Here is an 11,809-nt window from a genome sequence, read left to right on the forward strand (position 1 = left end):
GCACGCGACCGGGCTCGAGCCTGCCAGCGCCCTCCGACACCGCGCGCGCCGAGCGCCGTGCGGACCGGGCGCCGCAGGTCGGGCGCGACGGCGTGGCGCCGGGGTGCGCGGCGCGGCCCGACGGGTTGTGATGGACGCAGGCCCTCACCCACGACAGGAGCAGCACCCATGACCGTGCCCACCCTCACGCTGAACAACGGCGTCGAGATCCCGCAGCTCGGCTTCGGCGTCTTCCAGGTCCCGCCGCAGGACACCAAGGGCGTCGTGCTCGAGGCGTTCGAGGTCGGCTACCGGCACATCGACACCGCGCAGATGTACGGCAACGAGGCGGGCGTCGGCGCGGCGCTCGCGGAGTCCGGCCTGTCGCGCGACGACGTGTTCGTCACGACGAAGCTCAACAACGGCTTCCTCGAGCACGACGCCGCGCTCGACGCGGTCAAGCGCTCGCTCGACGCGCTCGGCACCGACCACGTCGACCTGCTCCTCATCCACTGGCCGCTGCCGACGGTCGCGGACTACGTCGCGCGCTGGCGCACGCTCGAGCAGGTCTACGCCGACGGCGGCGCCCGCGCGATCGGGGTGTCGAACTTCCAGCCCGCTCACCTGCACCGGCTGCGCGACGAGACGACGGTGACGCCCGCGGTCAACCAGATCGAGGTCCACCCCTACCTGCGCAACGACGAGGCGCGCGCCGCAGGGCAGGAGCTCGGGATCGTGACCGAGGCGTGGTCGCCGATCGCGCAGGGCAAGGTCCTCGACGACCCGGTGCTGCTGCGGATCGCGGAGTCGGTGGGCCGCACCCCCGCGCAGGTGACGCTGCGGTGGCACGTGCAGCGCGGTGACGTGGTCTTCCCGAAGTCGGTGACGCGCAGCCGCATGGAGGAGAACTTCGCGCTGTTCGACTTCGAGCTGTCGGCGACCGACATGGCCGACATCGGCGCGCTCGACCGCCACGAGCGCACCGGTCCGGACCCCGACGTCTTCGACTACGTCCCGGCGACCTGACGGGACGTCCTGACTGGACGACCTGAGCACGACGACGTGACGACGACGGGCGGGGCCGGCCGGGTCCCGCCCGTCGACCGTCGCGCGGTCGGTCAGGCGAGCGGCAGCACCAGGAGCGTCTCGTTGCGCGACGGGTCGCCGCTCGGCGACGGGTCGGTCACGTACTCCTCCCAGAAGTCGCCGCGACCCGGGCGGCCGTGCTCGGCACGCGCCGCCTCGACCTCCGCCCACGCGGCACCGAGGTCGTCGTACGACCCGACGTGCAGCCCGACGAGCGCGGGCCCGCCGGCGAGCTCGACGACCTCGACCCGACCGGCGAGCGGACCGTTCTCGAGCCCCTCGACCGGGAACCCGGCGGCGACGTCGACCGTGTCGGTCGGCATGCCGTGGTACCAGCCGAGCGCCGGCCCGGAGATGCGGGCACCGGCCTCGCCGACCGTGCGCGCGACCTCGCCGTACGCGGTGTCGTAGAACGCGGCGAGCTCGTCCATGCGCACGTGGCGGCGCACGACGGCGACGGTCCGGGTCGGCTGGTGGCGGACGTCGACGTCCATGGGTCCTCCTCGAAGGCTCGCGGTCCCGCCCCAGCATCCCGCACGAACCGGGCACCCGGGCGTCGCGAGCACGGTAGCCTCCGGAGCGCTCGAGGTCCCGCCCGCCCGTCGGGCGTCCGCCGCTGCGAGGAGTCCCATGGCCGAGCCCGTCGTCGTCGCCCCGCCGAGCGCCGCCTACCCGTGGGCGCGCGTCCTCGGCTGGACCGCGCTGCTGCTCGCGGCCGTCGCCGCGGTCGGCGTGGTCGGGGCGGTCGCGTACCTCGTGGACGGGTGGCTGCACCCGACGTCGTGGGGGGACCTGGCGGGCGCGATCCTGCTGACCTGGTCGTGCGTCCCCGCGCTCGTGGCGCTGCCCGTGGGCCTGCTGCAGGCGCACCGCGGGGTGGGTCCCCGCTGGCGGTCCGTCGCGACCGTGGCGATGGCGGCACCGGCGCCGGCCCTCGCGGTGACGATCCTGCTGGCCCGCACGGTGGCCGACGTCCTGGCCTGAGGCCCCTCGTCAGTCGTCCGTGCGCCAGCGGGCTGCGGCGTACCAGCCGAGCACCACCGTCGTCGTGATCTCGATCGCGGAGAAGTAGGCGTAGTGCAGCGCGGTCTCGCCGACGAACAGCGAGCCCACCTGCACGACCGTCATGACGGACGCCGCGACGACGGTCCCCCAGCGCGCGACGCGGTGGGGGGCGACGCGCGAGACGAGCACCATCCCGATGGGGATCGTCGCGGCGCAGACGACGTCACCGCCGTCCGTGTGGCCCGTCTACGAGCAGCTCGTCGGGACGCTCGCCGAGGCCGGCTTCGACGACGACCCCGCGCACCGCGCCATCCACGCGCTCGGGAGCATGCTGCTCGGCTTCTCCCGCGAGCTGTTCGAGCCCGACGGCGACACCCTCGCACCGGACCCCGGCGAGACCCCGGTCGGCGAGGACCTGCCGCACCTCGCGCGCATGGCCGCCTCCGTCGTGCACGAGACCGACGCCGCCCTGTCGGTGTGCGACACCCGCGCCGAGTTCGAGTTCACGCTCGACCTCGTCCTCGCCGGGCTCGACCGACACCGCCTGGCCCGCAGCGGCGCCTGAGCCGGGTGACCGAGCACGGCGACCGGGTCAGCCGGTCTGGCGGCGCGGGATCCGCCGCACCGCGCGCTTGCGGCCCGGCATCCACACCCCGACCGGCCTGCCGGACTCGACGGCCTGCGCGTCCTCGACGCGACCCGCCTCCCGGTACGCCTCCGCCAGGGCCGCGCGGCTCGCGATCGTCTGCGCGTCGTCGGGGCCGAGGATCCGCTCGTCGTCGACGCACGCGCGCTCGAGCAGCTCGACGATGTCGTCGAGGCGGTCCTCCTCGCGGTACACCTCGATGAGCAGCAACCGGCTCGCGGCGGTGTCGACGTGGTCCGGGCCGAGCATGCGCTGCCGGTCCCGGAACGTCTTCTCCAGGAGGGGGACGGCCTCCTCGGCGCGGCCGGCCTCGCGGTAGGCGACGGCGAGGTTGTTGCGGCTGGTGAGCGTCGCGGGGTGCAACGGGCCGAGGACGCGCGCGCGGTCGGCGAGCGTCGCCTCGAGCAGCGAGAGCGCGTGGTCGGTGCGTCCCGCGTCGTGGTGCACGAGCGCCAGGTCGCCGCGCGTCGCGAGCGTCTCCGGGTGCTCGGCGCCGAGCACGCGCTGCCGGTCCGCCATGACGCGTTCGAGCACGCGCACCGCGTCACGCAGCCGGCCCGCGTCCCGGTAGGCGAGGCCCAGGTTGTTCGCGCTCGTCAGCGCCTCGGGGTGGTCAGGGCCCAGGACGCGCTCACGGTCCGCGAGCGTGCTCTCCAGCAGCGGGATCGCCCGGTCCAGCCGGCCGGCGTCGTGGTACGCCAGCGCGAGGACGCTGCGGCTCGTGAGGGTGTCGGCGTGCTGGTAGCCGTGCGTGCGCTCCGCGTCGGCGAGCATCCGCTCGAGCAGCGGCAGCGCGAGGTCGGGACGTCGGGCGTCGCGGTACGCGAGCGCGAGGTTGCCGCGGCTGGTCAGCGTCACGGGGTGGTCCGGGCCGAGCGCGCGCTCGGCGTCCCGCAGCGTCGCCTCCAGCAGAGGGAGGGTCCGGTCCAGGCGGCGCGCGTCGCGGTGGAACGGCGCCATGTCGTTGCGGCTCGTCAGCGTGTCCGGGTGGTCGCGGCCGAGCAGGCGCTGGCGGTCCGCGAGCACCCGCTCCAGCAGCGGGTACGCCCGGTCGGAGCGGTGCGCGAGCCGGTGCGTCAGGCCCAGGTCGCGGCGCGCGGCGATCGTGTCGGGGTGGTCGGGGCCGAGGATCCGCTCGGCGTCCTCGAGCCCGCGGGCCAGCAGCGGGAGCGCCTCGTCGAGCAGGCCCGCGTCGCGGTACGCGAGCGCGAGGTTGGTGCGGCTCGCGAGCGTGTCCGGGTGCTCGCCTCCGAGCGCGCGGCGCGACGCCGACAGGTTGCGCTGCAGCATCTCGAGCGCACGCTCGGTCATGCCCGCGTCGCGGTACGCCATCGCGAGGTTGTTGCGGCTCGTGAGCGTCGCGCGGTGCACAGGCCCCAGGACGCGCTCGGCGTCCTCGAGCGTCGCGACGAGCAGCGGGATGGTCCGGTCGAGCCGGCCGACCTCGCGGTGCGCGAGCGCCAGGTTGTTCCGCGCGGTGAGCACGTCGACGTGGTCCTCGGGCAGCAGACGCGCCGCGGTGTCGACCAGCCGCTCCCAGTACGCGACGGCCTCGTGCGCCAGGCCCGCGCGCGTCAGGCTCGTGCCCGCCTCCCACAGCACCGGGTGCCCGTCGGGCTCCCACAGGACGCCACGGACGTCGAGCCCGGCGACCGTCGCGGCGCACCGGCGGAACACGTGCGCGGTCAGCGCGGCATGACCGAGACCGTCGTCCGCGGGCCACGCCTCGAGCAGCGCGTCGGCCACCGCCCGCAGCACGGTGTCGACCGTGCCCTCGTCGAGGTGGTCGCGCGCGACCTGCTGGACGAGCGGGTGCACGTGCGCGAGCGTCGCGTCCTCGGGCGACCCGTCGACGAGCGACGCGAGCCCGACCGCGCACAGGTTCAGCAGGCCCTGGTGCAGCTCCTCGGGGGTCACGGCCGCGGCCGACGACGTCCACCGCCGCCGCCAGGTGCGCGGGCGGACCAGGTCGTCGATGCCCGCGACCGCCGACGACGTCGCGAGCAGCTCGACGGGGAAGGTCGGGCCGAGGACGCTCACGAGCACGAGGACGAGCTGCGCGACGCCGAACGGCTCGAGCGCGTCGGCGTCGTCGACCGCGAGCGTGCCCGTGGCGAGCACGGACGCGGGGACGTCGGCGCCGCCGTCGTCGGGGAGCTGGAGCGCGCGGCGGCGCTCGGCGAGACGCTCGACGTAGTCCTCGACCGTGCCGCCCGCGACGCGCAGGTCGCCGACGGCGTGCGTGAGTGCGAGCGGCACGCGGCCCAGGTCGTCGACGAGGCGCTCGACGTGCTCCGCGGCCGCGTCGGGCGCGACCGTCGCGACGAGTGCGCCCGCCTCGTCGCTCGACAGCCGGTCGACCGCCACGGCCCGTCCCCCCGACCGCGGCAGCACGTTGTTGCTCTCGCTCGTCAGGACGACCTGACCGGTCGTGCCGCGCGGCCACAGGTCGGTCAGCAGGCTCGGGTCGGGGACGCCGTCGAGCACCACGAGCCACCGCCGCCGCGTCGACACCAGCCACGCCAGGAACGCCGCGGCCGCGGACTCGTCGGCACCGCTCGACGTCGTCGGGTGCACGACGCGGTCCGCCGCGGCGAACGTCGTGAGGATCCCGTCGCGCGTCGACCCGGGGACCCAGACCAGCAGGTCGACCGCACCCGCGTCCCACATGGCGTGCGCGTGCGCACCCGCGGCGGCCGTCGCGCCGTACCCGGGCGGGCCGGCGAGCAGGGTCGTCGTGCCGACGGCGAGCCCGCCGTCCTCGTCGGTGAGCGCCGCCAGGAGCTCGGTGCGCGCGGGGTGGTCCGGCGCGTGCGCCGGCGGGTGCCCGACGCAGACGGGCCAGCTGACGTCGGCGCGCGCGTCCTGCTCACGGCGGCGGCGCAGCTGTCCGGGTGTCGCGGTCGACTGCGTCCAGCGGCCCGGACCGGCGTCGGCGGTGACCCAGCCGGCGATGTCGGCGTGGTCGGCGAACTTGCGGGCCGGGACGACCTGGAGCGCCGGGGCGTTGGGCTGGTCGGGCCGTGGGTCGCTCAGCAGGACCCCGACCAGGAGGTCCTCGGCCACGAGCGCGCCGCCCGCGTGCCCCGCCCAGGAGCCTCCCGGCGGGCCTCCGGGGGGTGCGGTCGCGAGCTCGACCGACCAGCCGCGCGCACGGGCGCGGGCCCCGGGCCGCACGACGATGCCGAGCTCGCTCGCGAGCGAGCCGCCGTCGGCGGTGCCGGTGCCGTCGGTGCCGTCGGCGTCCGGCCGGGCAGGTGCAGCCGGAGCAGCAGGAGCAGCAGGAGCAGCAGGTATGGCAGGTGCCACCGCGCGGCCTGCGGCGAAGCCGACCACGAGGCACTCGGTCGCCTCGTCGGGCTCCGACCACGCGGTCGTGAACCCGTCCGACGACGGCACGAGCGGCTCGTCGTCGGTGCACAGCAGCAGCGCGATCTCGGCCTGCGGGTGCGTCCAGATCAGCGCCGCCGAGCGCAGCCGCGTGCCGCCCGCGTCGCCGAGCGCGCGGACGCGCAGCCGGACCGGCAGGTTCTGCTTGCTCAGCCACTCGGGTGTCACGCCGCCCGACGGCGGGCGCAGGCGCGCGACGGGCAGGTTCCGGCCCAGCACGCGGCGCGCGGTGAGCACGAGGCGTGGCGAGATGAGGTAGCCCGCGGCGACCGCGTTGCCGTCGTCGGACTCGATCCGGACGACGCGTGCGAGGGGGACGTGCGGGGCGTCCGGCGCGTCGGTGGCGACCGGGTCGAGGGCAGGCTCGGCCGACGGCGTGACCGGCTCGTCACGCTGTGCGGCGACCTCGACGTCGACCATCCCCGGACTCCTTCGCGCCACCCGTGGCAGGCGGCAACGTGCGCGTGTCACGGCGGTCGGGGTGGTGGTGCGGCCATCGCCCCGTCGCCGCGTCGGCCGAGTGTGCCACGCCACAGCCGCGCGACGGTTGCCCAGGGCGCGCGCTTCTGGACGGGCGCCCGACACGTCGTGCCGGAGACGTCCGTGGCGCGCGTCGTCGCTGGTCACAGCGTTGCGCACGCGTGTCACGCCCCGGTGTGCGGGTGGGCGGCGCGCTGCCGCGAGGACATCGCCGCAGGTGCGGACCCCGGCCGTCGACGCGGTCCCGCCGACCGCACTCCGCCATGTCGGCCCCACGTCCGTCAAGCCCCCGGAGGACGACTCCGACAGGACGGGACATCCGGACCGCGGGCACCCGACGTCCCGACGCGCACGGAGCGGCGCGTCGGGACCGGTCCGTCCCGGATCGTCCGCCCGTGATTTCACCCGCGCCCCGGCCGGGACGGCTACGGCGATCGGGGGACCCCGCCGGGCGACGTAGGCTCGGACCGTGGCCACGTTCTCCGCCGTGACGCGTCAGCACATCCTCCAGGCGATCGGGGAGCACGACTCCCGCGGTCGCGACGACTTCCTCGGCGTATACGGGTTCGCGCCCGACGACGGCTACGCGCTGCTGCACGAGGGGCGCGTCTACGAGCCGCGCGCGATCGTCGGCGTCGCCCACCGGTACGCGACGGGCCGCCTCGGGATCGCCGACGAGGTCGCCGTCGACGCCGCGACCGCCGTCCTGCGCAAGCGCGGGTTCGACGTCACCGAGCCCGCCGTCGCGACCCGTACCCCCGTGGCCGCCGCCCGGCCGGCGCGCGCGCCCCGGTCCACGACGCGCACGTCGACGCCCCGCACGACGACGCGGGCCAGCAGCGCGGCACCCGAGCGGGTCGCGCCGATCTGCCCGACGTGCTCGATGACCCTCCCGGCCACGGGCGTCTGCGACTACTGCGGCTGACGGCCGCGACGGCCTGCGCGCACCGACCGACGGCGCCGACGCCGGGATGCTCAGCCGCGCGGCTCCAGCACCACCACCGCGGTCTCGGTCGGGCGGCGCGTCGCGAAGCCGTCGAGGTCCTTGCCGAGCTTGCGGTACTCCGACCACAGCCGCTCGCGCTCGGCACCCGCGGCCGCCCGCGCCCGCACCGCCCGCGGCCCGTCCTTCAGGACGACCGTCGCCTCGGGGTGCGCCTGCAGGTTGAGCCACCACGCCGGCTCCGGCGCGGCCCAGCCGTTCATCGCGAGCGTGACCAGGTTCGGCCCGTCCTCCATGTACGCGACGATGGCCTCGCGCTCCTGCCCCGTCCGCCGGCCTGTCGTGCGCAGCACGAGCGTCCCCCACCGGTCGGGACGCGGACGCCAGAGCCCGCGCCGACCGCCGGTAACCCGGTACATCGCGCGGTGCACGACCCAGGCGGTGCGGACGAACCACCGCGGCGGCAGCCGGGGGCTGCGTGCCTCGTCGACCTGACCTGCCGTCTCGTCCATGGCCGCTCCCCGGTCCGGGCGTCCGCGGTCCGGCGCCGGCCCGCAGGTCGCACGCTACCGACGCGGCCGGGTGCCCGGGAACACCCGTTGCGTCCGGATCGGTAGCGCGGTCCCGCACCAGGCGGACGCGCGCGCGTGGGCAGGCAGGCGGCTCGGCCGCCCGGGCGGTCAGGTGAGGACGACGCCGCCCTCGGAGGTGACCTGGTCGACGTCCGCGTCGTCGAACCACCGACCGTGCTCGCCGAGGTACCGGAACGTCACCGTCGAGCCGACCGGCACCTTGACGGACGCGCTCGACGTGCCGTTCGACCGCTTCTTCAGCGGGTGCAGCCCCGGTGTCCAGCCGTTGAACGAGCCGACGACGCTGACCGGGCCGTCGAGCGCCGCCGTCGGCAGCGAGAACGTGAGCGTGCAGGTGGCGGACGCGGCGGAACGGGACTTCTTGAGCACGGGCGGACCACTCTTTCCCTCGGACGGGCGACCCTGACGCGCGCATCGTGGCGCACGCATGTTTCGTGCGGTGACACCGTCCGGTGAGCGTGAGGTGACGGCCGGGTGTCATCGGGCGCGCCACGCCCGCGACCGGCCGACAGCGGCCCGTCCGGCGGTCAGCCGGCGAGGACGACGAGGCGCTGGGTGGCGCGGGTCATCGCGACGTAGCGGTCGACCGCGCCCTCGATCCCGTCGCCGAACGACTCGGGCTCGACGAGGACGACGAGGTCGAACTCGAGGCCCTTCGTGAGGACGGGTGCGAGCGACCGCACCCGGTCGCCCTCGGGGAAGGTCGGGTCGCCGACGACGCACGCGACGCCGCCGTGCGACGCGAGCCACTCCTCGATGACGCTCGCGAGGTCGGCCCGACGGCCGTGCTGCACGGGCACGCCGGTCCGGCGCACGGACGTCGGCACGTTGGCGTCGGGCAGCGCGGCACGGATCACGGGCTCGGCCTCGACCATGACCTCCTCGGGCGTGCGGTAGTTGAGCGTGAGCGACGCCGTCTCGACGCTGGCCAGGCCGACGCGGGCCAGCCGCTCGTGCCACGACTCCGCGAAGCCGTGGCGGGCCTGCGCGCGGTCGCCGACGACGGTGAGGCTGCGCGACGGGCAGCGCGCGAGCAGCATCTGCCACTGCGCGTCGGTGAGCTCCTGCGCCTCGTCGACGACGACGTGCGCGAACGGCCCGGCGAGCGGGTCGGACGGCTCGTCGTCGCCGGCGGGGTCGACGAGCGCGTCGCGCAGGTCCTGACCCTTGAGCATCGACATGAGCAGCAGCTCGCTGTCGTCCGCGGCGATCAGCTCGTCGACGACGCGCTGCCGCTGCTGCTGCTCGACAGCCCGCTCGGCCTCCCGGCGGCGTCGCCGCGCGGGCGCGTCGGGGTCGCCGAGCCGCGCGCGGGCGGCGTCGAGCAGCGGCAGGTCGGACGTCGTCCACGCGCGCGGGTCGTCACGCTGGAGCAGCCGCACCTCGTCGGGCGTGAGCCAGGGTGCGCACAGCCGCAGGTAGGCGGGCACGGACCACAGGTCGGCGACGAGGTCGGGCGCGTCGAGCAGCGGCCACGCGCGGTTGACGGCGCGTGCCAGGTCGCGGTCGCGCAGCAGCGCGCGGCGCAGCTGGTCGGTGGGCACGTCGTCGTCGTGCTTGTCGACGAGGATCTCGAGCAGCGCGTCCCACACTTGCGCGCGCGCCTCGTTGTGCGGGGTGCCGGGCTCGGGGGCGTCGAACGCCTCGGCCCAGTCGGTCGCGCTGAGCCGGACGTCGGCCCACGGCGTCTCGACGGTCATGGGCGCGGTCGGCGGCCGCTCGGAGAACCGGACGGCCGGCTCGATCGCTCGCACCATCGCGGCCGACGCCTTGAGCCGTGCGACCTCCGGGTCGCCCTCGTCGACAGCCGTCGCCCCCTCGGGCACCAGGTCCGCCAGCGTGCACGTCCGCACGCCCTCCTCGCCCAGGCTCGGCAGCACGTCGGACACGTAGTCCAGGTACGGCTGGTGCGGCCCGACGAACAGCACGCCGCCGCGCCGGTGCCCGAGCCGCGGGTCGTGGTAGAGCAGGTACGCGGTGCGGTGCAGCGCGACGACGGTCTTGCCCGTCCCCGGTCCGCCGTCGACGACGAGCGTCCCCTGCGAGCCCGCGCGCACGATCGCGTCCTGATCCGCCGCGATCGTGCCGAGCACGTCCCGCATGCGCGCCGACCGGTCCGCGCCGAGGCTCGCGACGAACGCCGACTGGTCGTCGAGCGCCGCGTTCGCCGAGAGCCCGTCGGCCGTGAACACCTCGTCCCAGAAGTCCGTGACGCGCCCGGCCGTCCACCGGTACCGCCGCCGGCTGACGACACCCATCGGGTTGCCGTGCGTCGCCCCGAAGAAGGGCTCCGCGACGGGCGACCGCCAGTCGACCAGCAGCCGGCGGCCCTCGACGTCGGTCACGCCGAGCCTCCCGACGTAGACCGGCTCGCCGCCGTCGGCCGGGACGACGCGGCCCAGGCACAGGTCGAGGCCGAACCGCTGGAGCACGCGCAGCCGCCCCGACAGGCGGTGGATCTCCTGGTCACGCTCGAGAGCCGCCGTCCCGTGCCCGCCGGGTGCGCGGCGAGCCTCGTCCAGGCGGGCTGCCACGTCGGCGCGCTGGTGGTCCAGGGTGGCCGCGAGCGCGGCGAAGAACTGCTCGTCGGCGGCGACGAGGACCGGGTCGGCCTTCGCCGCGAGGGAGTCGGGGAGGTGGAACGCGCTGGTCGTCTGGGAGGTCACGGTCGGCGATTCTTCGCCGCGAGGGGGGTCTTGCCGCAAGACCCCCGGTGCTCTATACGTTGAGAGTGGCGGGGATGTCCCCGCCGTCGTCGTGTCCGGGGGCGTCCACGCGCTCGCGCGGGCGCGGGCGCCGCTCGACTGCTCGCCCCCAGAGCGTCGCGGCGCCGATCGACGCGGCGAGCAGCACCGCGGTCCCGACGACGTCGAGCACGTAGTGGTTGCCCGTCGTGAGCACGACCCCCGTCATCGCCAGCGGGAACAGCCACGCCGCCCACGCGACGCGCGGGTGCGAGGTCCGCAGCGCGAGCCACACCGCGTACGCGCACCACGCCGAGAACCCGACGTGCATGCTCGGCATCGCCGTGTACGACGAGCCCGGCGTCGGTGCGCTGCGGTCACCGAGCGGGTCGTGCCGCCGCACGACGTCGACGACGCCCGCGAGCGCGAACCGCGGCGGCGACATCGGGACCGCCCAGTACACGGGCAGCACCAGCAGCATCATCGCCAGCAGGGTCCGCCGCGCCCGCAGGTACACCTCGGGGTGGCGCACGAACACCCACACCAGGACGCCGAGCAGCACGAGGTAGTACGACCGGTAGACGTAGACGGCGGCGACCTCGACCCACGTCGGCTGCGCGACCAGCCACCGGTTCGTCGCGAGCGCGACGTCGATCCCCAGCGTCCGCTCGACGTCCTGCAGCGCGAGCGCGTGCGCCGTGGCGGCGGCGACGTCCCGCGCGACGTGCGCGTGCACCCACGTGAACACCGTGAATGCACCGAGCACGACGACGAGCTCGACGAGCGCGCGGGGGCGTCGCGTCGAGGGTCCTGGCCGCTCCGTCGCGCCGGGCACGCGCCGATCCTGCCAGCGCGCGCGGCCACCGCGACAGCGTCCGGTCGGAAGTCCGCCCGGGTCCCACGGCCGCGTGCCGCGGGGGCGCGACGGTCGGGCGACGTCTACGCCGGGTCGTCGCGGGCGGGGCGGCCGGGACGACGGACCGGCGTCGCGTCGCGCGGGAGG

Annotated in this window: 11 protein-coding genes; 4 read left to right on the forward strand and 7 right to left on the reverse strand. The window is 75.8% G+C overall.

Going from position 1 to position 11,809, the window contains the following annotated elements; genetic code table 11:
- Positions 1–168 precede the first annotated feature (168 nt).
- Positions 169–1,005, forward strand: coding sequence for an aldo/keto reductase (locus CTKZ_RS02515; protein ID WP_124341458.1), 837 nt, complete (start codon positions 169–171; stop codon positions 1,003–1,005).
- Between the two features lie 92 nt (positions 1,006–1,097).
- Here the strand turns inward: CTKZ_RS02515 and CTKZ_RS02520 are convergent, their stop codons facing one another.
- On the reverse strand, positions 1,098–1,559 hold the full coding sequence (locus tag CTKZ_RS02520; protein ID WP_124341459.1) for a GyrI-like domain-containing protein: 462 nt from the start codon (positions 1,557–1,559) through the stop codon (positions 1,098–1,100).
- Between the two features lie 136 nt (positions 1,560–1,695).
- Here CTKZ_RS02520 and CTKZ_RS02525 point away from each other — a divergent pair, with 136 nt between their 5' ends.
- Entirely contained in the window at positions 1,696–2,049 is a 354-nt protein-coding gene (locus CTKZ_RS02525; RefSeq protein WP_124341460.1) for a hypothetical protein, read from the forward strand.
- 9 nt (positions 2,050–2,058) lie between these two features.
- Here the strand turns inward: CTKZ_RS02525 and CTKZ_RS21345 are convergent, their stop codons facing one another.
- The gene (locus tag CTKZ_RS21345; RefSeq protein ID WP_160142806.1) at positions 2,059–2,262 is read right to left on the reverse strand and encodes a DUF6326 family protein; all 204 of its coding nucleotides are present in this window, start codon (positions 2,260–2,262) and stop codon (positions 2,059–2,061) included.
- Between the two features lie 4 nt (positions 2,263–2,266).
- Between CTKZ_RS21345 and CTKZ_RS02530 the strand changes: the two genes are divergently transcribed.
- Positions 2,267–2,635 (forward strand): TetR/AcrR family transcriptional regulator C-terminal domain-containing protein, encoded by a 369-nt coding sequence (locus tag CTKZ_RS02530; RefSeq protein WP_160142807.1) that lies wholly within the window; start codon positions 2,267–2,269, stop codon positions 2,633–2,635.
- A gap of 27 nt (positions 2,636–2,662) precedes the next feature.
- Here CTKZ_RS02530 and CTKZ_RS02535 read toward each other — a convergent pair whose 3' ends face one another.
- Positions 2,663–6,526, reverse strand: a complete 3,864-nt coding sequence (locus CTKZ_RS02535; protein ID WP_124341462.1) for a tetratricopeptide repeat protein — start codon at positions 6,524–6,526, stop codon at positions 2,663–2,665.
- Positions 6,527–7,055: 529 nt separating this feature from the next.
- Here CTKZ_RS02535 and CTKZ_RS02540 point away from each other — a divergent pair.
- Positions 7,056–7,511, forward strand: coding sequence for a ScoMcrA-related endonuclease (locus CTKZ_RS02540; protein WP_124341463.1), 456 nt, complete (start codon positions 7,056–7,058; stop codon positions 7,509–7,511).
- 50 nt (positions 7,512–7,561) lie between these two features.
- On the opposite strand, the gene CTKZ_RS02545 is transcribed toward CTKZ_RS02540, so the two are convergent.
- The 4 genes from CTKZ_RS02545 to CTKZ_RS02560 form a co-directional block, all read right to left on the reverse strand.
- Entirely contained in the window at positions 7,562–8,041 is a 480-nt protein-coding gene (locus tag CTKZ_RS02545) for a nitroreductase/quinone reductase family protein (protein ID WP_124341464.1), read from the reverse strand.
- A gap of 168 nt (positions 8,042–8,209) precedes the next feature.
- A complete protein-coding gene (locus CTKZ_RS02550; RefSeq protein ID WP_124341465.1) occupies positions 8,210–8,491 on the reverse strand; it encodes an isoamylase early set domain-containing protein in 282 nt (93 codons plus the stop codon).
- Between the two features lie 158 nt (positions 8,492–8,649).
- Complete coding sequence (gene helR / locus CTKZ_RS02555) at positions 8,650–10,788, reverse strand: RNA polymerase recycling motor ATPase HelR (RefSeq protein WP_124341466.1); 2,139 nt, start codon at positions 10,786–10,788, stop codon at positions 8,650–8,652.
- A gap of 52 nt (positions 10,789–10,840) precedes the next feature.
- A complete protein-coding gene (locus CTKZ_RS02560; protein ID WP_124341467.1) occupies positions 10,841–11,641 on the reverse strand; it encodes a phosphatase PAP2 family protein in 801 nt (266 codons plus the stop codon).
- Positions 11,642–11,809: the final 168 nt, after the last annotated feature.

Origin of the sequence: Cellulomonas algicola, from assembly GCF_003851725.1 — a bacterium.
Lineage (GTDB): Bacteria > Actinomycetota > Actinomycetes > Actinomycetales > Cellulomonadaceae > Cellulomonas > Cellulomonas algicola.

Excerpts from the sequence above, each read along its gene's own strand:
- CTKZ_RS02515 (WP_124341458.1), top strand. The coding sequence starts at position 169 with ATGACCGTGCCCACCCTCACGCTGAACAACGGCGTCGAGATCCCGCAG.
- CTKZ_RS02520 (WP_124341459.1), bottom strand. The coding sequence starts at position 1,559 with ATGGACGTCGACGTCCGCCACCAGCCGACCCGGACCGTCGCCGTCGTG.
- CTKZ_RS02525 (WP_124341460.1), top strand. The coding sequence starts at position 1,696 with ATGGCCGAGCCCGTCGTCGTCGCCCCGCCGAGCGCCGCCTACCCGTGG.
- CTKZ_RS21345 (WP_160142806.1), bottom strand. The coding sequence starts at position 2,262 with ATGGTGCTCGTCTCGCGCGTCGCCCCCCACCGCGTCGCGCGCTGGGGG.
- CTKZ_RS02530 (WP_160142807.1), top strand. The coding sequence starts at position 2,267 with ATGGGGATCGTCGCGGCGCAGACGACGTCACCGCCGTCCGTGTGGCCC.
- CTKZ_RS02535 (WP_124341462.1), bottom strand. The coding sequence starts at position 6,526 with ATGGTCGACGTCGAGGTCGCCGCACAGCGTGACGAGCCGGTCACGCCG.
- CTKZ_RS02545 (WP_124341464.1), bottom strand. The coding sequence starts at position 8,041 with ATGGACGAGACGGCAGGTCAGGTCGACGAGGCACGCAGCCCCCGGCTG.